Below are 24,020 nucleotides of genomic sequence, written 5' to 3'. Positions count from 1 at the left end.
CAGAAATTAATGTTATGTTATAACAATCAAAACAAGCTAGCCGATTTGCCATGACCCTGACCGTGCCCACCCAGGTCGAGCTGCTCGCCCAGCCGGCCGACGACTACATGAACGAGGCCCAGCAACAGTTCTTCCGGGCGTTGCTGCTGGGCCAGCGCAGCGAACTGCAACTGCGCATCGACGACGAATTCGCCCAGTTGCGCGAACCCGACAGCAGCAGCGACGTCGCCGACATCGGCGCCGCCGAGGAGCAGCGGCAATGGCAGCTGCGCCTGCTGGAACGGGAAAAGAAGTTGCTGGACAAGATCGACCAGGCGCTCGAACGCCTGGCCCGTGGCGAATACGGCTGGTGCGCCGAAACCGGCGAGCCCATCGGCCTGAAACGCCTGCTGCTGCGCCCGACCGCGACCCTGTGCATCGAAGCCAAGGAGCGTCAGGAGCAGCGCGAAAAACATCAGCGTGACCGTGACTGAACGAGGAACACCCCATGCATCAGCGTCTACCCGTTACCGTGCTGTCCGGCTTTCTCGGCGCCGGCAAGAGCACCCTGCTCAACCATGTGCTGAAGAACCGCGAAGGCCGCAAGGTCGCGGTGATCGTCAACGACATGAGCGAAATCAACATCGACGGCAGCGAAGTGCAGCGCGACGTCAGCCTCAACCGCGCCGAAGAGAAGCTGGTGGAGATGAGCAATGGCTGCATCTGCTGCACGCTGCGCGAGGACCTGCTCGACGAGGTCAGCCGCCTGGCCAGCGAGGGCCGCTTCGACTACCTGCTGATCGAGTCCACCGGCATCAGCGAGCCGCTGCCGGTGGCCGAGACCTTCACCTTCCGCGATGAGCAGGGGCGCAGCCTGTCCGACCTGGCCCGGCTCGACACCATGGTCACGGTGGTCGACGGGGTGAACTTCCTGCGCGATTTCCACGCGGCGGACAGCCTGGCCAGCCGTGGCGAAACCCTGGGCGAGGAGGACGAGCGCTCGATCACCGACCTGCTGATTGAGCAGGTGGAGTTCGCCGACGTCATCCTCATCAGCAAGATCGACCTGATCAGCCAGGCCGAGCGTGAGGAGCTGATGGCCATCCTGCGTGGGCTCAACACCCATGCCGAGATCGAGGTCATGAGCATGGGCCGGGTCGCCCTGGACACGATTCTCGACACCGGCCGCTTCGACTTCGACCGCGCCTCGCAGGCGCCGGGCTGGCTCAAGGAGCTGCGTGGCGAGCACGTGCCGGAAACCGAGGAATACGGTATCGCCTCCAGCGCCTACCGCGCGCGGCGGCCCTTCCACCCGCAGCGTTTCTTCGACTTCCTGAGCCGCGAGTGGAGCAACGGGCGCCTGCTGCGCTCGAAGGGCTTCTTCTGGTTGGCCAGCAAGTACCAGGAGGCGGGCAGCTGGTCGCAGGCTGGCGGCCTGATGCGTCATGGCCTGGCCGGGCGCTGGTGGCGTTTCGTGCCCAGGCAGCACTGGCCGCAGGACGAAGAAGGTCTGCAGGCCATCATGAAGCACTGGAGCGCCGAGGTCGGCGATTGCCGCCAGGAGCTGGTGTTCATCGGCCAGAACATCGATTTCGCACGCCTGTGCCGTGAGCTGGACGACTGCCTGCTGAGCGACGCCGAGATGGCCGGTGGCCCGGAGGCCTGGCGCCTGCTCGCCGACCCGTTCGGGCCCTGGCAGCAGGAGGCGGCCTGATGTTCGCCCTGCAGTTGCCGAAGGCCTCCCGGCAGGTGCTGGGCGAAGGTGTCGAGGTGCTTGGCGAGGTGCTGCACGACGGCGTCAATCTGGCGGTCTGGCAGCGCCAGCTGCCGGCGCGGATCAGCCTGTTCGCCGAGACCTTGCTGGCCCAGGGCGAGCCGCTGGCGCAGTCGATGACGCTGGAGCTGGCGCAGCCGGACAGCGAGCCGAACCTGTTCGGCCTGGTGGCGCAGTACGCCGACATGCCGGGGCAGAGCGCCTTCCTCGCCGACGTGGCCTGGCTGGTGGGCGCCTATGCCTGCCTGCTCGATGCGCGGCGCATCGGCCTGCGCCTGCGGGTGCTGGACAAGGCCATGTGCCCGCGCTTCCACGTCGATCATGTGCCGCTGCGGCTGATCACCAGCTACGCCGGCGTCGGCAGCGAGTGGCTGGAGGAGGGGGGCATGCCGCGCAGCCGGCTGGGTCAGGCGGCTGCCGAGCCGCAGGATGAGGCCTGCATCCGCCGCCTGGTCGCTGGCCATGTGGCCTTGGCCAAGGGTGAGAAATGGCAGGGCAACGAAGGGCGCGGCCTGATCCACCGCTCGCCGCAGCCTCCGGCCGGCGAACGACGCCTGCTGCTGACGCTGGACTGGCTGGCCTGAGGCGAGCGGTCCATGCCAAGGACGCCGCTGGCCGGCCAGGTGCCGGAGACACCGACGGGGCAAAAAAAAGCCGGAGCGACTGCCCCGGCTTCAAGCACCAAGAGATCATGTCGACGCGTGACTCGACATGAGGGTTACGTGAGGTACCCGTGGCTATTAGGCGCTTGTTCGATGACGCTTTGATGTCAGGGCTTGATCCACTTGCCGCGATACTGGCTGGTGCAGGCGGGCTCCAGATACAGCGCATCGCTGGCCACGCCGTAGTAGTGGATGTCCTGCTGGTACAGGTCGTTGCCGGCGAGCGCGTTCTGGCAGACCCCGTAGGCGCCTTGCGGGCATTGCTCGACGAACTCCACCTCGACCTTCTGGCCCTTCAGCTGCGGCTGGCAAAAGCCCTCGTGGAACAGCGAGGAGGGGATATTGCGGTTCTCCTGGCACACCTTCACATCCAGGCGCTCCGCCTGGCTACGCACGATACAGGCCTCGGCGAGCGCCAGGCCCGGCAGTAGGGAAAACAGCAACAACCATGCACGCATCTGCTCGACTCCGGGAAAAACCGTCCGCGAATCTAGCACGCCGACCCGTTGCAGTCTGTGCCATGAAGCACCGACCATAGGCCCATGCTCACTCACATCCCCACTCATCTGATCGCCGGCCCGCTGGGCGCAGGCAAGACCAGCCTGATTCGTCATCTGCTGGCGCAGAAGCCGGCGCACGAACGCTGGGCGGTGCTGATCAACGAATTCGGCCAGATCGGCCTGGACGCTGCGCTGCTGGAGCAGGGCGACGATGCTGTCGCCATGGCCGAGGTGGCGGGCGGTTGCCTGTGCTGCGTCAACGGCGCGCCGTTTCAGGTCGGCCTGGGCCGCCTGCTGCGCAAGGCCAGGCCCGACCGCCTGCTGATCGAGCCGTCCGGCCTCGGTCACCCGGCGCAGTTGCTGGTGCAGCTGCGTCAGCCGCCCTGGCTCGGCGTGCTGGCCGTGCAGCCGGCGCTGCTGGTGCTCGATGCCCAGGCGCTGGCTGAGGGCCAGGCGTTGCCGGAGGTGCAGCGTGAGGCCCTGGCGTATGCCGGCTTGCTGCTGCTGAACAAGAGTGCCGGGCTGGATGCGGCGAGCCGCGCGCGGATTGCCGCCGCGCTGCCACCCGTGCCACTGCGGTGGAGCGAGCATGGGCAACTCGATCTGGCCGAGCTGCCGGGCGTGGCGGCGCAGGCCGCAACGGGCGGGGTCGGCGCCGGGTTACCCACAGGTGCGGCGAGCCTGCCGCAGATCTGGCGCAACGCGGCCGAGCCGATCTGCCAGGTGCAGGCTCAGGCGGAAGGCTGGAGCATCGGCTGGCGCTGGCACCCGAGCCAGCGCTTCGACCTGGCGTCGCTCGGGCAGTGGTTGCAGGGCCTGGACTGGCGGCGTGCCAAGGCGGTGGTGCACGGCGCGGCCGGCTGGCGTTCGCTCAATGCCGTGCAGGGGCAGGCGCTACAGGACTGGGGGACGAGCGAATGGCGCAAGGACTCGCGTCTGGAGCTGATCTTCGCGCAGGCGCACGACGCCGATGCGCTGACGGCGGCGTTCGCCCGCTGCCGAATCGACCCGGCTGGCTGATACACTCGCCGCGCTTTCATCGCTGTGGATAACCTCATGCAACTGCTGTCCTGGTCTCACGCCACTTCTGCCGGTTTCACCCTGCGCGGCTGGCACAGCCCGCCGTCGGGCAAGCCGCTGCTGCATTTCCTGCATGGCAACGGCTACTGCGGGCGGGTCTACACGCCGATGCTGACGCTGCTGGCGGAGGACTTCGACCTCTGGCTGTGCGACGCCCAGGGGCATGGCGACAGTGATCATGGCGGCCGCTTCCACGGCTGGAACCGCAGCGCCGAGCTGGCGGTGGAGGCTTTCGAGACCCTGCGTGGCCCGTTCGGCGAGGTAGCGCGCTTTGCCGTCGGGCACAGCTTCGGCGGGGTGCTCACCAGCCTGATCCTGGCCCGCCATCCCGAGCTGTTCCGGCGCGCCGTGCTGCTCGACCCGGTGCTGTTCAGCCCGGCGATGATCGGCGTCATGGCGCTGTCCGACGTGGTCGGTCTGGCGCAGCGCACCGGGATGGCCAAGCGGGCGCAGAAGCGCCGCCGGCAATGGCCGGACCGCGCCAGCGCCCATGCTGCCCTGCACGGCCGTGGCATGTTCAAGGGCTGGGATGAAGCGGCCTTCGCCGCCTACGTCGAGCATGCCTTGAAGGATGTCGAGGGTGGCGTCGAACTCAAGTGCCGGCCGAGCCGTGAAGCCGACATCTTCGGCTCCTACCCGCGCCGGCTGTGGCCGTCGCTGGGCAAGATCTCGACGCCGACGCAGGTGATCCACGGCGCGCGTACCTACCCCTTCGTGGCGAAATCGGTGGCGCGCTGGTGCGCAGGCAACGGCCACGTCCGCAGCCAGGTGGTGCCGGGCGGGCACTGCTTCATGCAGGAACAGCCGGCAGACAGTGCCGAACGGGTCGCGAACTTCCTGCTGCAACGCGGCTGATGGGGCTCCGCGTCATGTAGGAGCCGGCTTGCCGGCGATCGAGTGGCACGGTATCGCCGGCAAGCCGGCGCCCGGGACCAAGGCTGCGCGCTGCCTTACTGCGCCTTGCGGCGCCAGTCTTCCAGGCGGATGACGTTGCCCGGATGCTGCACCGAAACCGGCTCGGGCTGCGGCTCCAGAACCGGGTGCGGCTCCAGCTCGATGCGCCCGAGGTGTGCGCCGAACATGCTGATCTGCCCGCGCAGGCGCTGCTCGCCGGTAACGGTGAACTCGAAGTCGTAGAGCCGGGCCAGCCGGCGGTGGCCCCTGGCGTCGCGCTGGATGGCCAGGCGGCGCAGCGCCACGGCACCGTCCAGCAGCTCCACATCGAGCTTGGCGCAATGCTGCTTGGCCAGTTGCAGGGCCCGCTCGCGAATGCCGTGGCCGCGCCACAGCCAGGCGCAGACGGCGGCGAACAGTATCAACAGGAATGCATCGAACAGGTTGATCATGGTGACTCCGACTTCGGGAGACAGAGCTTAGCCTATCCGCCAAGCAGTTCTCAGCTATCAACTTGCCCTTGTGTCGGCCGTGCATTAGCGTGCGCGCATTCAACTGGAAAAGGACGTCACCATGCACTGCCCCGCCTGCCGCACCAGCCGCCTGCAACCGGCAAAACTCGAAGACGGTCTGCTGGGCCATGGTTGCCCGCAGTGCTCGGGCACCCTGGTCAGCCTGCTGCATTACCGCGACTGGGCCGAGCGCCAGCCGGAGCAGGAGGGTGTGGCGACACTGGCCGCCGAGGAACAAGTGGGCGAGTCCAGCCACGCCCTGAGCTGCCCCAAGTGCGCCAAGCTGATGAGCAAGTTTCAGATCAGCGGTACCCGTGCCAACCGTCTCGACCTCTGCGGCACCTGTGACGAGGCCTGGCTCGACAGCGGCGAGTGGCAGCTGCTCAAGGCGCTGGAGCTGAGCCACCGCATGCCGGCGATCTTCACCGAGGCCTGGCAGCGCCAGGTTCGTCAGCAGGCCAGCGAGCAGGCGCGGCGCGAGCGCTTCACGCGCATCGCGGGGGAGGAGGCGATTGCCCGTGCCGACGAGATTCGCGAGTGGCTCAAGGACCATCCGCAGCGCCGCGAACTGTTGTTCTACATCGGCCACGACTGAAGGCGCGGCCTCTGGCAGAACGTGCTCAGGCCTTTTCCTCGCTTAGTGCCTTGTAGCGCAGTTGCAGCTCCTCGCGGATCTGCCGGCGCTGTGCAGCCTGGCGCTGACGGCGCAGGCCGTCCGGGGTGTCCGGTTGCAGTTCGGGCACCGCTGCCGGGCGCCCCTGGTCGTCCATCGCCACCATGGTGAAGAAACAGCTGTTGGTGTGGCGCACCGAGCGTTCGCGAATGTTCTCGGTGATCACCTTGATGCCGATCTCCATCGAGGTGCGCCCGCAGTAGTTGACCGAGGCGAGGAAGGTGACCATCTCGCCGACGTGTACCGGCTCGCGGAAGATCACCTGGTCCACGGACAGGGTCACCACGTAGCGCCCCGCGTAGCGGCTGGCACAGGCGTAGGCCACCTCGTCGAGGTACTTGAGCAGGGTGCCGCCGTGGACATTGCCGGAGAAATTGGCCATGTCCGGGGTCATCAGTACGGTCATCGTCAGTTGCGCGGTTCCGGCTTCCATCATGGCTCCGAGTACGTGTGGGGCTGCTGAGAGTAAGGCCCGTCGGCCCTGGGGATGCAAGATTCAAACTAGACTCGCCACTTCCTGTTGCAAGGATGCCATCCATGCCAATCCGCTCGAAACGTCTGTACCTGTCCCTGCTGCTTGCCGTCGCCGGCAGTGCGCAGGCAACCGAGGACTGCGCCACCGTGGTGCAGTGCAACCAGCGCGGCACGGCCGCCTACCAGGCCGGCCAGTATGCGCCGGCCATCGAAGCGTTCGAGCGTCAGTTACGACGTGTCGAGCAGGGTGACTCGGCACAGTTGGAACTGGCCCTGAACAACCTGATCCTGGCCAACCTGCGCGCTGGCGATGCCGGTATGGCGCGGGCCTGGCTGGGCGTGGCCCTGGACAGGCAGCTCAACGGCGCCTCGACCCGCCTGCACCTGGGCAAGGTGGCCGAGGCGCTGGATTACCAGGCGCTGGCCGCCAGTCCCCAGGGTCGCTACCTGCGCTACGGCGGCCAGGCGGTGTGGAGCGAGCTGCAGATCAGCGCCGACCCGCAGGGTGGCTATCGCGCCCGCTTCTCGCCGCTGCGCGCCGGGGCGCGGGTGGAGGAATACGGCCCGGCAGCCATCGGCAAGCTGGACGGTCGCCTGCACGGCGATGGCGCCGCGATGACACTGCAGGACGCCCAGCTGGGCGCCGGTTGCGCCGTGCAGCTGCTGCGCGAAGGCATTGCCCTGCGCGTGCTGGAGGTGTTCGACGAGGGCTGTCAGGACTACGGCGGCATGGGCATCAGCGTGGCGGGCGGGTACATCAAGGTGAGCCGGTGATGCGCAGAGGGATCGTTGCACTGCTCGCGAGTCTGCCGGTGCTGCTGGTCGTGAGTGGCTATGCCTGGATGCGGGATGAGCCGCTGAGTGCCGACGCCCAAACCTGGCTCGAACAGGCCCAGGTCGATGCGGGGCAGAGTCGGGCCTATGTGTTTCTCAATGGTCTGGATGCCGATTCTGGGCAGTCGCCAGAGGCACTGGGTGCCGAGCGGCTGCAGGCCTATCGCACCTGGCGCAGCAGCCACGGCCCGCTGGATGAGGGTTTCACGGAGCCGCTGGTCCCGACGTTGGCTTTAGCGAATGGACCATTGTTCTGTGCGATAGAGAAAGATGGCTGTCTGAGCACACTGCTGAGCGGGGTGTCTGGCTGGGTGGAGACGGATGAGCAGCGTCTTCTGCGCGAGCGCTACTGGCAGTTCCTCCAGCTCGATGACTACCGCAATCTGCTGGAGGACAGCATCATGGCCCCGTTGCCGCCCTACCACTACCTGGTGAATGGCCAGCAGCTGCTGGCTCTGCAGCTGCTCAAGGCGGCTCAGGCGGGGGAAGGTGAGCAGGTTCGGGGGCGTCTCGACGAGGAGCTGCAGCTGCTGCGAGGGCAGATGCGTCGCGCCGATACGCTGATCGCGAAGATGATCATGGTGCGTATGGTCGAGCGCAACATGCGCTGGCAGGCCGTGCTCTATCGCCAGGGGCTGATGCCCGCGCCGAGCAGCGTGCCGGCATTCGATCAAGCCGAGCGCAGCTTGCTGAGGCCGCTGCAGTATGAGTTTCAGTTGGCGGCATTGCTTCTCCAGGCGCTGCCGGACGCCGAGAGCTCCTGGACGGAGTGGCTGATGTTGCAGTGGGGCCTTCGTCCTCAGATGAGCATCAATGTCAGCTTGATGTTCTATCAGCCGATGGCCGAGCTGTCGCAACTTCCGCCTGAAGCCTTTGTCGGGGCGCTGCAGCAGTTGCCCGCTGAGCAGTGGCAACGCAACTGGCGCAACCCGATGGGTAACGTGTTGCTTGAGATCGGCTCGCCGGACTATCGCCGCTATGCGGTACGACTACAGGATCTGGAGGCCTATCGTCGCCTGCTGCAGGGTTTGTCGCAGCTGCCTCAAGGTACGCCAAGTGCCGAGCAGCTACGCGCCTTCGACAATCCCTATTACCCGGGCCAGCCGGCGCAGCTCGATGAACAGGGCCGGCTGTGTTTCGATGGACCGCAGCTGGAAGCCGGGCGCGCGCGCTGCCTGCCGCTGTGAGCGGGACGTAGCCCGGATGCAATCCGGGGGGCGGTTTGGCAGCGTCCCCGGATTGCATCCGGGCTACATGGCGCAGTCGGGTGGGTGACGCTTGTTCATCCACCTGCCCGACTCAGGCGTGGCTCAGGCACCAGCGCCAGTCCTGTTCGCCCACTTCGCCCATGAACTGGCGGTACTCGGCCCGTTTGATCGCGAGGAGCACCCTGAGGAAGTCCTCGCCCAGCGCCTCGCACGCCCAGCTTGAACCTTCCAGGTTGCGCAGGCCCGTAGCCCGGATGCAATCCGGGGGGCGGTTTGGCAGCGTCCCCGGATTGCATCCGGGCTACATGGCGCAGTCGGGTGGGTGACGCTTGTTCATCCACCTGGCCGAGTCAGGCGTGGCTCAGGTACCAGCGCCAGTCCTGTTCGCTCACTTCGCCCATGAACTGGCGGTACTCGGCCCATTTGATCGCGAGGAATACCTTGAGGAAGTCCTCGCCCAGCGCTTCGCGCGCCCAGCTTGAGCCTTCCAGGTTGCGCAGGGCGGTAAGCCAATCCGTGGGCAGCGTTTCGCGGGCCTGTTCGTAGCCGTTGCCGACGATGGCCGCCCCCGGATCGATCTGTTCGCGGATGCCCTTGTGGATGCCGGCGAGAATCGCGGCCGCCGCCAGGTAGGGGTTGGCATCGGCGCCGCAGATGCGGTGTTCGACATGACGGCTGTGGGCCGGTCCGCCCGGCACGCGGAAGGACACGGTGCGGTTGTTCACCCCCCAGCTCTTGGCCAGCGGTGCATAGCTGTTGGCCTGGAAACGGCGGAAGGAGTTGGCGTTGGGGCAGAAGATCGCCAGCGCATCGTCGAGCGTGGCCATCATGCCGCCGATGGCGTGGCGCAGCAGCGGCGTACCCTGCGGGTCGTCGCTGGCCATCAGGTTGTTGCCGTTCTCGTCGGCCAGCGAGACGTGCATATGCAGACCGCTGCCGGCCAGGTCGCCGAAGGGCTTGGCCATGAAGCAGGCCTGCAAGCCATGTTTGTTGGCCACGCCCTTGACCAGGCGTTTGTAGCGCACGCCTTCATCGACGGCCTGCAGGGCGTCGAAACGGTGCTCCAGGGTCAGCTCCAGCTGGCCCGGCGCGTATTCGGAGATCGCCGTGCGCACCGGCAGGCCTTGCACCTCGCAGGCGGCATAGAGGTCGTCGAGGAACGGCTGCAGCTGTTCCAGCTCGTAGACGCCGTAGACCTGTGGCGCCTGCGGGCGCACGCCGTTCATCTGCACGGCAGGCTGCGGGCGACCATTGGCGTCGCGCTGCTTGTCCAGCAAATAGAACTCCAGCTCCACCGCCATCACCGGGTGATAGCCGTCGGCCTTGAGCGCATCGATGGCCCGTACCTGCACGTGGCGCGGGTCGCCCGGCGTGGCTGGCAGGCCCTGGGTCGGGTGCATGCTCACCTGCAGCTGGCCGGTGGGCACCGCGCGCCAGGGCTGCAGGGTCAGGCTGCCGGGCAGCGGGTAGGTCCAGCAGTCGGCGTCGGCCACTTCCCAGACCAGGCCGCTGGCCTCGACGTCCTCGCCCTGGAGGGTCAGCGACAGGATCGAACTGGGCAGCGGCCGGCCGTTCTCGTAGATGGCCAGCAGTTCGTCGCGGTGCAGCAGCTTGCCGCGCGGGATGCCATTGGCGTCGATCAGCATCAGTTCGATGCTGCGCACCTCGGGGTGGCGTTCGAGGAAGTCGTGGGCTTCCTGAGGGTGGGCGAATTGCATGTGGGTTCTCGTAGAAGGTCGTGGGGCGCGTCTGTGGGAGGCGCTTCAGCGGCGACTGTCGCGGCTGAAGCCCCTCCCACAGGCATCCTTTGGGGCTTACTCGCGGGCGCCGGGGATGGCCAGTAGCTCGCTCAAGGCCAGGTCGAGTGTGACGATCAGCTTGTCCACATCCTCGGTCGTGGTGCTCGGACAGCACAGGGTCATGTTGTGGAACGGGGTGATGAGGATGCCGCGGTTGATCAGGTACAGGTGCAAGGCCATCTGCAGCTCGTCATGGAAGGCGGCCTCGGCTTCGGCCCCGGTGCGCGGCGCTGTGGCACAGAACTGGAATTCGCAGCGTGCGCCCAGCTCGGTCACCGACCAGTCGAGGCCGTGCCGGCCGATCAGCTGACGGAAGCCTTCGGCCAGGCGCGCGGCCAGCGGCAGCATGCGGTCGTAGGCATCCTGGGTCATCACCTGCTCCAGGTTGGCGCGCATGCAGTGCATGGCCAGGGCGTTGGCCGACAGGGTGGTGCCCATGCCGCTGTGGCCATGACCCTGGCTGCCTTCGCTGGCGCGCTGGCGGGCTTGGTTCATGGCGCTGGCCATCGCCGCGCTGCAGCCGAAGATACCGCAGGGCACGCCGCCGGCGATGGGCTTGCCGACCACGAAGAAGTCCGGCTCCAGCCCCCACAGGCGGGTACAGCCGCCGATGTCGGTGGAGATGGTATGGGTCTCGTCGATGATCAGCAGGCTGCCGTACTGGCGCGTCAGCTCGCGGCAGCGCTGCATGAAGCCCGGATCGGGGAGGACCATGCCGATGTTGGTCATCGCCGGCTCGCAGAGCAGGGCGCAGACATCACCCTGGGCCAGGGCGGCCTCCAGCGCTGCGACATCGTTGAAGGGGATGGCGCGGCTGTGCTCGGTCAGGTCGTAGGCCTGGCCGATCAGCCCCGAGCGGTGCACCGTCTGGCCGTCTCTGTGGCGCACCATCACGTCATCGACGGTGCCGTGGTAGCAGCCGTCGAACACCAGCAGGGTCTTGCGCTGGGTGATGGCGCGCGCCCAGCGCAGCACGTAGCGGTTGGAGTCGGTCGCCGTGGCGGTGACCTGCCAGTAGGGCAGGCCGAAGCGCTGCGCCAGCAGTTCGCCGCAGACCACGGCATCCTCGCCGGGGAGCATGGTGGTCAGGCCGTTGCCGGCCTGCTCGGCGATGGCGCGGGCCACGGGATCGGGCGAGTGACCGAACATGCTGCCGGTGTCGCCCAGGCAGAAGTCGATGTACTCATGACCGTCCACGTCGAAGAAGCGTGCGCCCTTGGCGCGCTCGACGAACAGCGGCACCGGTGTCGACCAGTCGGCCATCCAGTGCATCGGCACACCGCCGTACAGCGAATGGCGTGCACGTTCGGCCAGGGCTGCGGATTTCGGGTTGCGGGACAGGAACAGCTCGCGCTCGGCAGCGACGAAACGCTCCACGGCGGCTTGGCTGATACCACTGGCAGTGGTCATGGGAAGTACCTCGATGGGGTTTCGTGCATCATATTTTGTGATCACAAAATAGTAAACGGTAGGATTTAGCCGTTCATTCAGGCAGTAATCTGCTAATTTGTGATCACATAATATTTACGCTATAGCGTTTTTTCACACAAAATCCATATCGACGTAGACTTGTCGGATTTTTCCAGCGGAGCCTTCCATGCGCGACTGTAGCCTCACCCTTGCTCAACTGCCGGCGCCACCGAGGGAGCCGGCCCATGGCTGACAACCTGCAGGAACAGCTGTACCAGAACATTCGCTCGGGGCTGCTGGCCGGGCGCTTCCAGCCGGGCCAGCGGCTGAAGATCCGTGACCTGGCTGCCGAGTGGGGCACCAGCCCGATGCCGGTCCGCGCCGCCCTGCAGCGGCTGGTGGCCGAGGGGGTGCTGGAGGGCGAGCAGCAACGCTCGGTGCGGGTGCCGTCGATGACGCGTGAGCGCTACGAGAACATCTTCCAGGTGCGCCTGGCGCTGGAGGGCATGGCGGTCGAACTGGCGACGCCACGGCTGGACAGCGCGGACCTGGCGCTGCTGCGCGACTGCGTGCAGCGCATGGATGCAGCCATCGAACAACGCCAGGTGCAGGACTACCTGAACGCCAACAGCCAGTTTCATCTGCACCTGTACGGCGCGTGCGGCAACCCGGTGCTGCTGCGCTCGATCGAGGCGCTGTGGCTGCAGATCGGTCCCTTCTTCAACCGCCTGTTCACCGGCGCCGACCTGTCACTGCGGCTCAACGACTTTCACGAGGACGCCTTCGCCGCCATCGAGGCTGGCGATGCCAAGGGGGCGCGCCAGGCCATGGAGCAGGACCTGCTGTACTTCGCGCGGTTTCTGCTCAACCTGCTGGCGCTGGAACAGGGCGAGGTGTGAGCCGGGTTTGCCTGATGGGGTGTGCCGGTCGCGGCTGAAGCCCCTGCCTCGGGCTCAGGTGTAGCGGTCAGCCGTGGGCGCCGCGCTGGCGGCGACGCCGTTCAGCTTTCCAGCCAGACATCGCGGCACCAGTGCCAGACCGAATCCCAGCTCTCGTCGGTCAGCTCACCCTCGTCGCCGTCCCACAGCCACACCTGGCCTTCCACGTCCACGGCGTAGTAGTCGCGGCCGTCCTGGCACAGCGGCACCAGGTCGCGTGGCAGGCCGAGGTCCCAGGCCACCGAGGCCACTTCCGGCAGATAGGTGTGCGATTGCGGGTCGCTGGCGGTAACCGGCTCCAGGCGGCCATAGACCACGTCGCTGACCTTGAGCAGGAACTCGCGCAGCTCGAAGGGCAGGTGGATGAGGATCTGCTCCTGAATCTCCACCAGGGTCTCTTCCTCCGGCAGCTCCAGCGGTACCGGCACCGGTTCGTTGAGTTCGCGCAGCTGTTCGATGACTTCTTCCACGGTGTCGGCTCCTGATGCGGTGGGATCGGCTTTATACAGTAGCTGCTGGGTGGAATGAAAACCTCCGGGCGTCGCGGCATACTGCTGATTTTTACGGAGCACCCTTATGCCGTCTCTCTCCTGGCAATGCCTGCACCACCGCGAACTCGATACCGCCACGCTCTACGCGCTGCTGGCGCTGCGTACCCAGGTGTTCGTGGTCGAGCAGAACTGCCCGTATCTGGAAACCGATGGCCAGGACCTGCTGGGCGACACCTGCCACCTGCTGGCGCGCGACGAGCATGGCCTGGTGGGCTATCTGCGTCTGCTCGATCCGCAGCGCATGGACGGTGAGGTGGTGATCGGTCGGGTGGTGATCGCCGCGTCGGCGCGAGGCAGCGGTCTGGGGCACCAGCTGATGGAGCGGGCGCTGGCCGAGTGTGGGCAGCGCTGGCCAGGTGTGCCGCTGTACCTGTCGGCGCAGGCGCACCTGCAAGGCTACTACGGGCGCTATGGCTTCGAGCCGGTGACCGAGGTCTACCTGGAGGACGACATCCCGCATATCGGCATGCGCCGGGCGGCGGGCGAGCAGGCGTCCGACTAGGTCGCCGCTGCAGCGCCCGCTCGGATGCGCCCGCAGCGCTGCTGCCGAACGGGCTGACGGTGTTGCAGGAGCGCTCCCGGCCGCGCAGGCCGGCCAGGGCCGAAACGAAAACCCCGGGGCTTGCCCGGGGTTTTTCATGCTGCGCTGCTGATCAGTTCTGGCGGATACCGGCGATCAGCCAGGGCTGGTTGTCGCCCTGGGCGCGTTCCAGGCGCCAGCTTTCGCTGAACGCTTCGCCCTGGTCGAAGCGCGAGGTCTTCGACAGGCCGCTGAAGGTCAGGGTGGCGATGGTCTTCTCGGCGTTGTCGTCGACGCCGTCGAGCTGCACGTCGAGCTCGTCGATGTAGGTGGACTGGAAGCCGTCACCCAGCTCGGCGCGCTCGTGCTTGAGGAAGTCCAGCAGTTGCGGGGTGACGAACTCGGCGATCTTGTCCATCTCGTTCGCGTCCCAGTGCTGCTGCAGGTTCATGAAGTGTTCGCGGCCGGCAGCCAGGAAGCTCTGCTCGTTGAACCAGGCCGGGGCGTTGATCACCGGGCGCGCCGCCGCAGCGCCGCTGCCGCCGAAGATCGAGGTCGGTGCGGCCTGGGCCGGCATTTCGCGCTGGTACGGAGCGCCAGCGGTGGCGGCTTGCGGCTGCTGCTGAGCACGACGGGCGGCGAGGAAGCGGAAGATCAGGAAGGCGATCAGGCCGAAGATCAGGAAGTCCATGATCTGCAGGCCTTCGAAGCCATCGCCCATGAACATCGAGGCGAGCAGGCCACCGGCGGCCAGGCCGGCCAGCGGGCCGAGCCAGCGCGATGCGCCGCTGGCGGCAGCGGGTTGACGACCAGCGGTGGGCGCGGTGGTTGCCGGTTGCGACTGCGGCGTGGCCTGGCGAGTCTGGTGGCTGGGCGCGGAACCGAAGGACTTGCCGCCGCCAAAGCGCTTGGCGTGGGCTTCGAAGCTGAAGGTCAGCGCCAGGCACAGGACCATGGCGATACTGAGGAAACGCTGCATCACGGTTTTCTCTCTTGTGGAAAAGCTTGGGCGGCATCTTGCCCGGCAAGGATGGGCGTGGCCAGTGACAGAATGTTTCTGGCTTTTGCCTGGCGCGGCAGGCCCCGTGCGGACGAAATCCGCGCGCCTGCCCGAACGACGAACGGAGCCCGCAGGCGCCGTCCATTCAGCGCCAGTCGTAGAGTTCCTTCTCCGACAGCGCCTGCATTGAGGTCGCCAGCGCCTGGAAGGCCTGCATCGAGGCCCAGATGCGGCCGTTCAGTTCGCTCTGCGCGGCCAGTTCACCGAGCACCTGTTCGGTTTCCTGCTGCATGGCCAGCAGCACCTCGTCGGGGAAGCGCTTGAGCAGCGTGCCACTTTTCTTCAGCTCGTCCAGCGCCAGGGCGTTGTTGAACACGTAGTCGTCCATCATGTCCAGGGTCGAGGCGCGGGCCGCCTCGGTGACGATCGCCTGCAGGTCGGGCGGCAGGCTGTCGAAGGCCTTCTGGTTGATCAGCAGCTCCAGCACCGACTGCGGTTCCTGCCAGCCGGGGTAGTAGTAGTACCTGGCGGCCTTCTGCAGGCCGAAGGCGAGGTCGTTGTAGGGGCTGACCCAGTCGGTGGCATCGATGGCGCCGGTCTGCAGGGCGGTGAAGATCTCGCCGCCCGGCAGCACCACGGTGGTGGCGCCGAGGCGACTCCAGACCTCGCCGCCGATGCCCGGCATGCGGATCTTCAGGCCCTTGATGTCGGCCAGGCCGTTGATTTCCTTGTTGAACCAGCCGCCCATCTGCATGGTGCTGTTGCCCGCCGTCAGCGGCTTGAGGCCGAAGGGCGCGTAGGCTTCGTCCCACAGCGCCTGGCCGCCGCCATGGCTGAGCCAGGCGTTCATTTCCAGGGTGGACAGGCCGAAGGGAACGGCGCCGAAGAACTGCGCGGCCGGCACCTTGCCCTTCCAGTAGTAGGGCGTACCGTGGCCGAGCTCGGCGGTGCCACGGGAGACGGCATCGAACACTTCCAGCGCCGGCACCAGCTCGCCAGCGGCGTAGACCTTGATGGTCAGGCGCCCGGCGCTCATGGCGTTGATCCGCTCGGCCAGACGCTCGGCGGCGACGCCGGTGCCCGGGGCGTTCTTCGGCCAGGTGGTGACCATCTTCCAGTGGAAGCTTTGCGCAGGCGCCTGGGCTGCGTCGGCAGGGGCGGAATCGTCCTTGCAGCCGGTCAGGCCGAGGGCGAGCAGGGGCAGGAGAAGCAGAGAGCGAAGACGCATGGACAGTCATCCCTAAGAAAAACGGGGCCTCCAGTGGCCCCGTTCGATTGGCTCAGCGCCAGTTGTACAGCTCTTTCTCGGTCAGTGCCTGCATGGCGCTGGCCTCTTCGAGGAAGGCTTTCTGCGAGGCCCAGATGCGGCCGTTGAGGTCGCTGGCGGCCGCCAGTTGCTCGAGCACGGCTGCGGACTGTTCGCGCATGGCCTGCAGCACGTCGTCCGGCAGGCGCTTGAGCTGCACGCCTTCGGCCTTGAGGCTGCCCAGCGCCTTGGCGTTGTTGAACACGTAGTCGTCCATCATGTCCAGGGTGGCCGCGCGTGCCGCCTCGACGACGATGGCCTGCAGGTCGGCCGGCAGGGCGTCGAAGGCCTTCTGGTTGACCATCGACTCGACCACCGCCTGCGGCTCCTGCCAGCCTGGGTAGTAGTAGTACTTGGCGGCCTTGTGCAGGCCGAAGGCCAGGTCGTTGTAGGGGCCGACCCAGTCGGTGGCGTCGATGGCGCCGGTCTGCAGGGAGGTGAAGATCTCGCCGCCGGGCAGGTTGACGGTGATCGCGCCGAGCTTGCTCCAGACTTCGCCGCCGAGGCCCGGCATGCGGATCTTCAGGCCCTTGATGTCATCCAGGCTGTTGATCTCCTTGTTGAACCAGCCGGCCATCTGCATGGTGGTGTTGCCAGCAGACAGCGGCTTCACGCCGAACGGCGCGTAGGTCTCGTCCCACAGTGCCTGGCCGCCGCCGTGGCTGAGCCAGGCGTTCATTTCCAGGGTGGACAGGCCGAACGGCACGCTGCTGAAGAACTGCGCGGCCGGCACCTTGCCTTTCCAGTAGTACGGGGTGCCGTGGCCCATCTCGGCGGTGCCGCGGGAAACGGCGTCGAACACTTCCAGGGCGGGCACCAGCTCACCGGCGGCGTAGACCTTGACGGTCAGGCGCCCGGCGCTCATGGCGTTGATGCGCTCGGCCAGGCGCTCGGCTGCGGTGCCGAGGCCGGGGAAGTTCTTCGGCCAGGAGGTGACCATCTTCCAGTGGATGGTCTGTGCGGGCGCGGCTGCGGCTGCGGTTTGCTCGCTGCCAGCCTTGTCTTCCTTGCAGCCGAGCAGGCCGAAGGTGGCCATCAGGGCCAGGGCGGCGCCGAACAGGTTGCGGCGATTCATCGATGGTTCTCCAGATACGGTAGGTTCTAACAGGCTTCCAGCTTGGCATAGGCCAGCATCAGCCACTTGCTGCCTTCGTTTTCGAAATTCACCTGTACCCGCGCCTGTGCGCCGGCACCCTCGAAATTGAGGATGGTGCCCTCGCCGAACAGGCTGTGCCGCACGCGTTGCCCCAGGTTGAAGGGCGTCTGCGGTACGGCGCTGCCGGCGAACAGGCTGCTGCCACCCATGGAACTGGTGTTCACCGGGCGGCTGACGCTGTTGTTCAGGCGGACTTCCTGAATCAGTGGTGCGGGTATTTCGCGGACGAAGCGCGATACCTTGTTGTAGGTCTCGCTACCGTAGAGACGCCGGGTTTCGGCGTAGCTGATCACCAGCTTCTGCATGGCACGGGTAATGCCGACATAAGCCAGGCGGCGCTCTTCTTCCAGTCGGCCCGGTTCTTCCAGGCTCATCTTGTGCGGGAACAGACCCTCTTCCATGCCCACCAGGAACACCAGCGGGAATTCCAGGCCCTTGGCGCTGTGCAGGGTCATCAGTTGGATGCTGTCCTCGTTCTCGGCGGCCTGGGTGTCCCCGGCCTCCAGCGAGGCGTGGGTGAGGAAGGCCTGCAGCGGGGTCAGCTCGTCGTCTTCGTCATTCTCGAAGGTGCGTGCCGCGCTGACCAGTTCCTCGAGGTTCTCCACGCGGGCCTGGCCTTTCTCGCCTTTTTCCGCTTCGTGGTAGGCGAGCAGGCCGCTCTGCTCGATGACCACCTGGGTCATCTGGTGCAGGGGCATCGCCAGGACCTTCTCCGCCAGGCCTTCGATCAGCTCGATGAAGCCGCTCAGGGCGCTGGAAGCGCGGCCCGGCAGGGCCTTGTTGGCGAGCATCAGGCGGATCGCTTGCCACATGTGCACGTCATGCGCGCGGGCGTATTCGCGAATGGTCTCGATGCTCTTCTCGCCGATACCGCGCGCCGGCACGTTGATGATGCGCTCCAGCGCGGCATCGTTGCCGCGGCCGTCGAGCAGGCGCAGGTAGGCCATGGCGTTCTTGATCTCGGCGCGCTCGAAGAAGCGCTGGCCGCCGTAGATGCGGTAGGGGATCTTCTCGCGCAGCAGCGCCTCTTCCAGCACCCGCGACTGGGCGTTGGAGCGATAGAGGATGGCGATCTCGCTGCGCTTGAGGCCGTCCTTGCGCAGGGCGTCCTCGATGCTCTCCACCACGTAGCGGGCTTCGTCGTGCTCGTTGAACGCGGCGTACAGCGCCAGGGGCTCGCCGTCGCTGCCGTCGGTCCACAGCTCCTTGCCCAGGCGCCCGTTGTTGTTGGCGATCAGGGCGTTGGCGGCCTTGAGGATGCCGGCTGTGGAGCGGTAGTTCTGCTCCAGGCGGATCAGCTGGGTGTCGGGGAAATCGCTGGAGAACTGCTGGATGTTCTCGATCTTCGCGCCGCGCCAGCCGTAGATCGACTGGTCGTCGTCGCCGACCACCATCAGGCTGTCGCCGCCCTTGGCGAGGAAACGCAGCCAGGCGTACTGCACGGCGTTGGTGTCCTGGAACTCGTCGACCAGGATATGGCGGAAGCGCCGCTGGTAGTGTTCGAGCAGGCCCGGCTTGTCGCGCCAGAGGTCGAGCGCGCGCAGCAGCAGCTCGGCGAAGTCGATCACCCCGGTGCGGGCACAGGCCGCCTCGTAGGCTTCGTAGATGCCTCGCATGGTGGCGAGGAACAGGTCGCCGCCCGCCTGGATGTGCGCCGGGCGCAAGCCCTCGTCCTTCTGGCCATTGATGAACCACTGCGCCTGCTTGGCCGGCCAGCGCTGTTCGTCCAGGCCGAGGTCGCGGATCACCCGCTTGATCAGGCGTTGCTGATCGTCGGAGTCGAGAATCTGGAAGTTCTCGGCCAGGCCGGCTTCCTGCCAGTGCGCGCGCAACAGGCGGTGGGCCAGGCCGTGGAAGGTGCCGACCCACATGCCGGCCGGGCTGTGCCCGAGCATGTCCTCGATGCGCTGGCGCATCTCGGCGGCGGCCTTGTTGGTGAAGGTCACCGACAGGATCGAATGAGGCGAAGCACCCATGGCCTGAATCAGGAAGGCGATGCGGTGCACCAGCACACGGGTTTTCCCGGAGCCGGCACCGGCCAGTACCAGTTGGCGGCCGAGCGGGGCAGCCACGGCCTGGACCTGGGCGTCGTTGAGCGAAGCGAGGAGGAGTTCGGGGTCGTTTTGCATCGCGGCATTCTAGGGGGCCGGACAGGGGAGGGCAAACCGTGTCGACCAGGCGGTTTGCCGAGGCCTGCGCGCGGAGTTGGCAACGGCTCTTGGGGCGCCGTGACGCCGGTTTCCAGCGCGGCTAGCCCCGGCGCCCTTGGCGAGCCCCCGACGCTTTCGGCGGAGAACCTGGACGAGCACGGCAGGGGCCCCGAATCCGGATGGGGCTCGAGCGGCAGGGGGCCGTTCCAGCTGCCGTCCGCCAAGGCTGCAAGTGCCTTGCGGGCGGCCCGGGCGAAAGCGCTCAACCGATGACTGGCTGGTCAGCCGGCCGGTGTCCGCGCGCGTTGCGCCCCTGGCGCGGGACGCCCGCCGAAAGTTGGACGCCAGGTTGTGAAATTGCCCACATCTCTGTTGGGCACAGCGTCTGTCTCGGGTATTCTGCCGCCACGTCAGGGCTGCGACCGCCGCTTGCGCGGGCAGGCCCTCAGGCACCATTACAAGAACATCGCCTATGACCGCCACCACTAGCGCCGCAATCCAAGAGATGACGCTGGACCCGCATCAGACCGAGCATCAGTTCGCCACGGATATCGCCGTCGAGCGCACGCGCCTGCTTTTCCAGGGCTCGCGTCTGCCCACGTTGCTGATGTTGCTGGTCGGCCTGGCCTGCCCCCTGCTGCTGTGGCATCAGCAAAGCGTGCCCCTGCTCGCGCTGTGGCTGGCCTGGGTGGTGCTGCTGGTGCTGCTGCGCCTGACCCAGGTGAAGGCCTTCGACGACGCCCTGCCCAGCCGCCAGGCGGAACCCTACTGGCGCCGCGTGTTCCTGCTCGGCGCCGGTGCCTCGGGGCTGAGCCTGGCCTTCGCCGTGATCGTCCTGGTGCCCGCCGATGTGTTCTACCAGCAGGCCCTGGTCTATGGGCTGATCGCCGCGGCCATCCTCTCCGCCAGCGTCGCCTACGCGGTCAGCCTGCCGGCGTTCCTCACCTTCGCCTTGCCCTGCCTGCTGCCGTCGGCGGCCTTCCTGCTGCTCAGCGACAACAGCCTGCAGCGCGGCTGGGGGCTGATCAGCGTCATTCTCTTCCTGGCACTGCTGGTCGTCGCCTGGCAGGTCAACCGCCTGGTCCAGCGCAGCCTGTTGCAGCGGTTTCACAACCTGGCGCTGATCGCCCATCTGGAGCACGCCAAGCAGCGCGCCGAGGGGCTGAACGGGGAGCTGGCCAGCGAGGTGGAGCAACGTCGTCGCGCCGAGCGCGAGCTGCGCGATGCCCATGGCGAACTGGAAATGCGCGTGGCCGAGCGCACCCTGGAGCTGGACGAGGCCACGCACGCGCTGGGCAAGAGCCAGGCGCGCCTGTCGCTGGCGCTGGAGGCCAGTGAACTGGGGCTGTGGGACTGGGACCTGCAGAGCGACCAGGTGCACCACTCGCACCTGCGCGAGCTGTTCGGCCTCGACCCCGAACAGGTCAGGGAGATGCTGCGCGACCTGCGCCCGCGCCTGCATCCCGACGACCTGCCGACGTTGCGGCGTGCCTTGCTCGAGCACATGAAGGGACGCAGCGAGGACTATCACGTCGAATACCGCGTACGCCACGCCGACGGGCACTGGGTGTGGGTCGAGGACCGTGGCCGTGCGGTCGAGCGCGACTCCAGCGGGCGCGTGCTGCGCATGCTCGGCACCCGCCGCAACATCAGCGCGCGGCGCCAGCAGGAGCAGCAGCAGCGGCTGGCGGCGATGGTCTTCGAAGCGGCCAGCGAGGGTATCTTCATCCTCGACCCGGATTACCGTCTGCTGGCGGTGAACCGTGCCTTCAGCAGCGTGACCGGCTATTCGCGGGACGAGGTGCTCGGGCGCCGGGTCACCAGCCTGCTCGGCAGCGACGAGATGCGCCGCCAGTACCTGAGCATCCGCCAGGAACTCGATGGCAGCGGCAACTGGCAGGGCGAGCTGATCGAGACGCGCAAGAGCGGCGAACTCTACCCGCAGTGGTTGCAGCTCAACATGGTGCGTGACGCGGCCGGGCGGCCCAGCCATATCGTGGGCTTCTTCGCCGACCTGACGGCGCGCCGCGAAGCCGAGGAGCGCCTGCGCTACCTGTCGCACTACGACGAGCTGACCGGCCTGGCCAACCGCACGCTGTTCCGCGAGCGCCTGCACGAGGCCAGCCAGCGTGCGCGGCAGACGGGACGCAGTATCGCCCTGATGCACATCGACCTGGACCGTTTCAAACTGCTCAACGACAGCCTCGGCCACGAGGTCGCCGACCAGTTGCTGCGGCAGATGAGCCGTCGCCTCACCCAGACCGTGCCGGAGGCCGACTGCATCGCGCGCCTGTCCGGTGACGAGTTCGCCATCATCCTCGATGCCTACGGCAGCCTCTCCAGCCTAGCGCGGGTGGCCAGCCGTCTGCTGGCCAAGCTGCGCGTGCCGATGACCGTCGGCGGCCACGAGCTGGTGGTCAGCGCGTCGCTGGGGATCAGCCTGATGCCGGACTATGCCCGCGAGGTCGGCACGCTGATCAGCCAGTCGAACATGGCCGTGCAGCATGCCAAGCACCTGGGCGGCAACACCTTCCAGTTCTTCACCGACAACCTGCAGGCCTGCACCCTGGGGCGCCTGCAGCTGGAAAACCAGCTGCGCAAGGCGATCGACGAGGGCCAGCTGGAGGTGTTCTACCAGCCCAAGCTGAACCTCGCCGACGATCAGCTCAACGCCGCCGAGGCGCTGGTGCGCTGGCGTCATCCGCAGCAGGGGCTGGTGCCGCCGGGCGAATTCATCGGCCTGGCCGAGGAGACCGGGCTGATCACCGCGATCGGCGAGTTCGTCCTGCGCCAGGCCTGTCGCCAGGCGTGCGAGTGGCAGCGCCAGGGGCTGGCGGAGATTCGCGTGTCGGTCAACCTGTCCGTGCACCAGCTGCGCCAGGGCAATCTCACCAGCCTGGTCCGCCAGGTGCTCGAGGAGACCGGGCTGGCGCCGGAGTACCTCGAGCTCGAACTGACCGAGAGCCAGCTGCTGGACAACGTCGAGAGCGTCATCGTGACCTTCCAGCAGCTGCGCGCGCTGGGTGTGAAGCTGGCGATCGACGATTTCGGCACCGGCTACTCCTCGCTCAGCTACCTCAAGCGCTTTCCGGTGCACTACGTGAAGATCGACCAGACCTTCATCCGTGACCTGTCGCCGGGGGGCGAGGACGCGGCGATCACCCGCGCCATCATCGCCATGGCGCACAGCCTGGAGCTCAAGGTGGTCGCCGAGGGCGTGGAGACCCAGGCGCAGATGGACTACCTGAAAAGCCAGCGCTGCGATGAGATCCAGGGCTTCCTGATCAGTCGTCCGGTGGAGGCGAGTGCCTTCGCCGAGCTGCTGCGCGCGCAGATCGAGCGCGCGCCGGGTTGAGCCGCGTTTCCTCCCTACCCAGTCGCGGCTGAACGCTGCGGGCGTGACCGGCGCAAAGATGACTGCGCCCCGCGTGTCGCTGCGCGATGCTGCGGGCCTCGCTCACGACAAGAAGGACCCGATGGCCAAAGCCCCCAACCTGAGCCTGTCCCAACGCCTGCTGCTGGCTTCGCAGCGCATGGCGCCGGTGGCGGTGAAAGCGGCGCTGGTGCAGCAGCTGGGCGCCGAACAGGCCGCGCAACTGTCGCCGCACATGCCGCCGGCGCAGTTGCGCGAACTGATCATGACGCTGCCCATCGAGTTCCTTGCCGAGGTCACCACGCACCTCGATCCGCGCAGCATCCTCGATACCTACCTCAGCCTGCCCGACAGCCTGCACCTGGAGGTGGCCCGGCGGTTGTGCGTGATCGGGGCCTTCGCCACTGCGGCGCGTTATGCCGAATGCCTGTCGCCCAGGCAGGTGAAGGTGCTGATCTATGGCATCCACGACGCCGACCAGGTGCTGCAGATCGCTCGTCATATCGTCGACATCGAGCTCATCGTGCAGAGCCTGCGCAGCTTCTCCACCAGCTACCTGTGCAAGCTCACCGAGGCGGCCGCCGCCGATGCCAACGTGGCGCTTTCCGCCCGCGTGCTCAGCGGCCTGCCGCTGCCACGCCAGGCCGATATCTGCGCCCATCTTGCGCCAGCCGTGCTGGAGCCACTGCTGCCGCTGCTGCTGCAGGCCAATGCGGCGCTGCGCGAGCTGTTGCCCGAGCCCGCGCAGCCTGTAGCCGAGCTGCCCTAGGCGCGCGCCGAGCCGGGCGGTTGGCGGCGGACCTAGCGCGCGAACAGCTGGCCGATGTCCTTGAACGCCTTGAACTCCAGGGCGTTGCCGCACGGGTCGAGGAGGAACATCGTGGCCTGTTCGCCGACCTGCCCCGCGAAGCGCACGTAGGGCTCGATGACGAAGCGGGTGCTGCGGCTGCGCAGGCGCTCGGCCAGCGCTTCCCAGTCGGCCCAGGCGAGCACCACGCCGAAGTGCGGCACCGGTACGTCGTGGCCATCCACCGGGTTGCTCACCGCCGACTCCTGGTAGGCCATCTTCGGCGCCTGGTGGATGACCAGCTGGTGGCCGAAGAAGTCGAAGTCCACCCAGTGCTCGCTGCTGCGGCCCTCGGCGCAGCCGAACACCTCGCCATAGAAATGCCGCGCGGCGGCCAGGTCGTATACGGGAATTGCCAGGTGAAAGGGAGCAAGGGCCAT

Annotated in this window: 23 protein-coding genes and 1 pseudogene; 12 read left to right on the top strand and 12 right to left on the bottom strand. The window is 67.0% G+C overall.

Annotated features, from left to right (window positions below; all coding sequences use genetic code 11):
* Nucleotides 1-50: 50 nt before the first annotated feature.
* From dksA to JLK41_RS24890, 3 genes are read left to right on the top strand one after another with little or no spacing between them, the layout of a single operon-like run.
* The gene (gene dksA / locus JLK41_RS24900) at nt 51-473 is read left to right on the top strand and encodes an RNA polymerase-binding protein DksA (RefSeq protein WP_037055581.1); all 423 of its coding nucleotides are present in this window, start codon (nt 51-53) and stop codon (nt 471-473) included.
* Nucleotides 474-487: 14 nt separating this feature from the next.
* A complete protein-coding gene (zigA, locus tag JLK41_RS24895; RefSeq protein ID WP_037055578.1) occupies nt 488-1,693 on the top strand; it encodes a zinc metallochaperone GTPase ZigA in 1,206 nt (401 codons plus the stop codon).
* Nucleotides 1,693-2,337: a DUF1826 domain-containing protein gene (locus tag JLK41_RS24890; RefSeq protein ID WP_210390065.1), complete on the top strand. Its 645-nt coding sequence runs from the start codon at nt 1,693-1,695 to the stop codon at nt 2,335-2,337. The genes zigA and JLK41_RS24890 overlap by 1 nt, the downstream gene beginning before the upstream one ends.
* Before the next feature lie 185 nt (nt 2,338-2,522).
* On the opposite strand, the gene JLK41_RS24885 is transcribed toward JLK41_RS24890, so the two are convergent.
* Nucleotides 2,523-2,873 (bottom strand): hypothetical protein, encoded by a 351-nt coding sequence (locus JLK41_RS24885; RefSeq protein WP_037055574.1) that lies wholly within the window; start codon nt 2,871-2,873, stop codon nt 2,523-2,525.
* Nucleotides 2,874-2,957: 84 nt separating this feature from the next.
* On the opposite strand from JLK41_RS24885, the gene JLK41_RS24880 reads away from it, so the two are divergent.
* Together JLK41_RS24880 and JLK41_RS24875 are read left to right on the top strand one after the other, a co-directional pair.
* Nucleotides 2,958-3,935 (top strand): CobW family GTP-binding protein, encoded by a 978-nt coding sequence (locus JLK41_RS24880; protein WP_210390064.1) that lies wholly within the window; start codon nt 2,958-2,960, stop codon nt 3,933-3,935.
* A gap of 36 nt (nt 3,936-3,971) precedes the next feature.
* Nucleotides 3,972-4,850, top strand: a complete 879-nt coding sequence (locus JLK41_RS24875) for an alpha/beta fold hydrolase (RefSeq protein WP_210390063.1) — start codon at nt 3,972-3,974, stop codon at nt 4,848-4,850.
* A 95-nt stretch (nt 4,851-4,945) separates the two neighbouring features.
* Here JLK41_RS24875 and JLK41_RS24870 read toward each other — a convergent pair whose 3' ends face one another.
* Nucleotides 4,946-5,341 (bottom strand): DUF3301 domain-containing protein, encoded by a 396-nt coding sequence (locus tag JLK41_RS24870; RefSeq protein WP_037055569.1) that lies wholly within the window; start codon nt 5,339-5,341, stop codon nt 4,946-4,948.
* 121 nt (nt 5,342-5,462) lie between these two features.
* Here JLK41_RS24870 and JLK41_RS24865 point away from each other — a divergent pair, with 121 nt between their 5' ends.
* Nucleotides 5,463-5,996 (top strand): TFIIB-type zinc ribbon-containing protein, encoded by a 534-nt coding sequence (locus tag JLK41_RS24865; protein WP_047584225.1) that lies wholly within the window; start codon nt 5,463-5,465, stop codon nt 5,994-5,996.
* 25 nt (nt 5,997-6,021) lie between these two features.
* Here JLK41_RS24865 and JLK41_RS24860 read toward each other — a convergent pair whose 3' ends face one another.
* Complete coding sequence (locus tag JLK41_RS24860) at nt 6,022-6,507, bottom strand: acyl-CoA thioesterase (RefSeq protein WP_037055566.1); 486 nt, start codon at nt 6,505-6,507, stop codon at nt 6,022-6,024.
* 104 nt (nt 6,508-6,611) lie between these two features.
* Here JLK41_RS24860 and JLK41_RS24855 point away from each other — a divergent pair, with 104 nt between their 5' ends.
* Together JLK41_RS24855 and JLK41_RS24850 are read left to right on the top strand one after the other, a co-directional pair.
* Nucleotides 6,612-7,322 (top strand): tetratricopeptide repeat protein, encoded by a 711-nt coding sequence (locus tag JLK41_RS24855; protein WP_210390062.1) that lies wholly within the window; start codon nt 6,612-6,614, stop codon nt 7,320-7,322.
* Entirely contained in the window at nt 7,322-8,569 is a 1,248-nt protein-coding gene (locus JLK41_RS24850) for a hypothetical protein (RefSeq protein ID WP_210390061.1), read from the top strand. The genes JLK41_RS24855 and JLK41_RS24850 overlap by 1 nt, the downstream gene beginning before the upstream one ends.
* A 112-nt stretch (nt 8,570-8,681) precedes the next feature.
* On the opposite strand, the pseudogene JLK41_RS24845 reads toward JLK41_RS24850, so the two are convergent.
* The 3 genes and pseudogenes from JLK41_RS24845 to JLK41_RS24835 form a co-directional block, all read right to left on the bottom strand.
* Nucleotides 8,682-8,837: pseudogene (locus tag JLK41_RS24845) on the bottom strand (glutamine synthetase family protein); the annotation flags it as partial.
* Nucleotides 8,838-8,940: 103 nt separating this feature from the next.
* A complete protein-coding gene (locus JLK41_RS24840; RefSeq protein ID WP_210390060.1) occupies nt 8,941-10,308 on the bottom strand; it encodes a glutamine synthetase family protein in 1,368 nt (455 codons plus the stop codon).
* 96 nt (nt 10,309-10,404) lie between these two features.
* On the bottom strand, nt 10,405-11,799 hold the full coding sequence (locus JLK41_RS24835; protein WP_134676568.1) for an aspartate aminotransferase family protein: 1,395 nt from the start codon (nt 11,797-11,799) through the stop codon (nt 10,405-10,407).
* Between the two features lie 245 nt (nt 11,800-12,044).
* On the opposite strand from JLK41_RS24835, the gene JLK41_RS24830 reads away from it, so the two are divergent.
* Nucleotides 12,045-12,698, top strand: coding sequence for a GntR family transcriptional regulator (locus JLK41_RS24830; RefSeq protein WP_210390059.1), 654 nt, complete (start codon nt 12,045-12,047; stop codon nt 12,696-12,698).
* 101 nt (nt 12,699-12,799) lie between these two features.
* Here JLK41_RS24830 and JLK41_RS24825 read toward each other — a convergent pair whose 3' ends face one another.
* Nucleotides 12,800-13,207 (bottom strand): SMI1/KNR4 family protein, encoded by a 408-nt coding sequence (locus tag JLK41_RS24825; RefSeq protein WP_037055555.1) that lies wholly within the window; start codon nt 13,205-13,207, stop codon nt 12,800-12,802.
* Between the two features lie 106 nt (nt 13,208-13,313).
* Between JLK41_RS24825 and JLK41_RS24820 the strand changes: the two genes are divergently transcribed.
* Complete coding sequence (locus JLK41_RS24820; RefSeq protein WP_210390058.1) at nt 13,314-13,790, top strand: GNAT family N-acetyltransferase; 477 nt, start codon at nt 13,314-13,316, stop codon at nt 13,788-13,790.
* Nucleotides 13,791-13,941: 151 nt separating this feature from the next.
* Here the strand turns inward: JLK41_RS24820 and JLK41_RS24815 are convergent, their stop codons facing one another.
* From JLK41_RS24815 to uvrD, 4 genes are all read right to left on the bottom strand, one after another.
* A complete protein-coding gene (locus JLK41_RS24815; protein ID WP_210390057.1) occupies nt 13,942-14,787 on the bottom strand; it encodes a Tim44 domain-containing protein in 846 nt (281 codons plus the stop codon).
* Between the two features lie 166 nt (nt 14,788-14,953).
* Nucleotides 14,954-16,036 carry a TRAP transporter substrate-binding protein gene (locus JLK41_RS24810; protein WP_150607219.1) on the bottom strand — a complete coding sequence of 361 codons (1,083 nt, stop codon included), beginning with the start codon at nt 16,034-16,036 and terminating at the stop codon, nt 14,954-14,956.
* A 52-nt stretch (nt 16,037-16,088) separates the two neighbouring features.
* Complete coding sequence (locus JLK41_RS24805) at nt 16,089-17,189, bottom strand: TRAP transporter substrate-binding protein (protein WP_150607217.1); 1,101 nt, start codon at nt 17,187-17,189, stop codon at nt 16,089-16,091.
* Nucleotides 17,190-17,215: 26 nt separating this feature from the next.
* The gene (gene uvrD / locus JLK41_RS24800) at nt 17,216-19,399 is read right to left on the bottom strand and encodes a DNA helicase II (RefSeq protein ID WP_037055547.1); all 2,184 of its coding nucleotides are present in this window, start codon (nt 19,397-19,399) and stop codon (nt 17,216-17,218) included.
* A 493-nt stretch (nt 19,400-19,892) separates the two neighbouring features.
* Between uvrD and JLK41_RS24795 the strand changes: the two genes are divergently transcribed.
* Both JLK41_RS24795 and JLK41_RS24790 read left to right on the top strand, forming a co-directional pair.
* Nucleotides 19,893-22,775, top strand: coding sequence for a putative bifunctional diguanylate cyclase/phosphodiesterase (locus tag JLK41_RS24795; RefSeq protein WP_210390056.1), 2,883 nt, complete (start codon nt 19,893-19,895; stop codon nt 22,773-22,775).
* Between the two features lie 58 nt (nt 22,776-22,833).
* Complete coding sequence (locus tag JLK41_RS24790; RefSeq protein WP_244976459.1) at nt 22,834-23,562, top strand: hypothetical protein; 729 nt, start codon at nt 22,834-22,836, stop codon at nt 23,560-23,562.
* Between the two features lie 32 nt (nt 23,563-23,594).
* Here JLK41_RS24790 and JLK41_RS24785 read toward each other — a convergent pair whose 3' ends face one another.
* Nucleotides 23,595-24,020 (bottom strand): VOC family protein, encoded by a 426-nt coding sequence (locus JLK41_RS24785; RefSeq protein WP_037055538.1) that lies wholly within the window; start codon nt 24,018-24,020, stop codon nt 23,595-23,597.

It is taken from the genome of Ectopseudomonas khazarica (genome assembly GCF_017915135.1).
Classification (GTDB): Bacteria; Pseudomonadota; Gammaproteobacteria; order Pseudomonadales; family Pseudomonadaceae; genus Aquipseudomonas; species Aquipseudomonas khazarica.
Note: the sequence above shows the minus strand (reverse complement) of the source record. Positions and strands in the feature narration are given on the sequence as shown.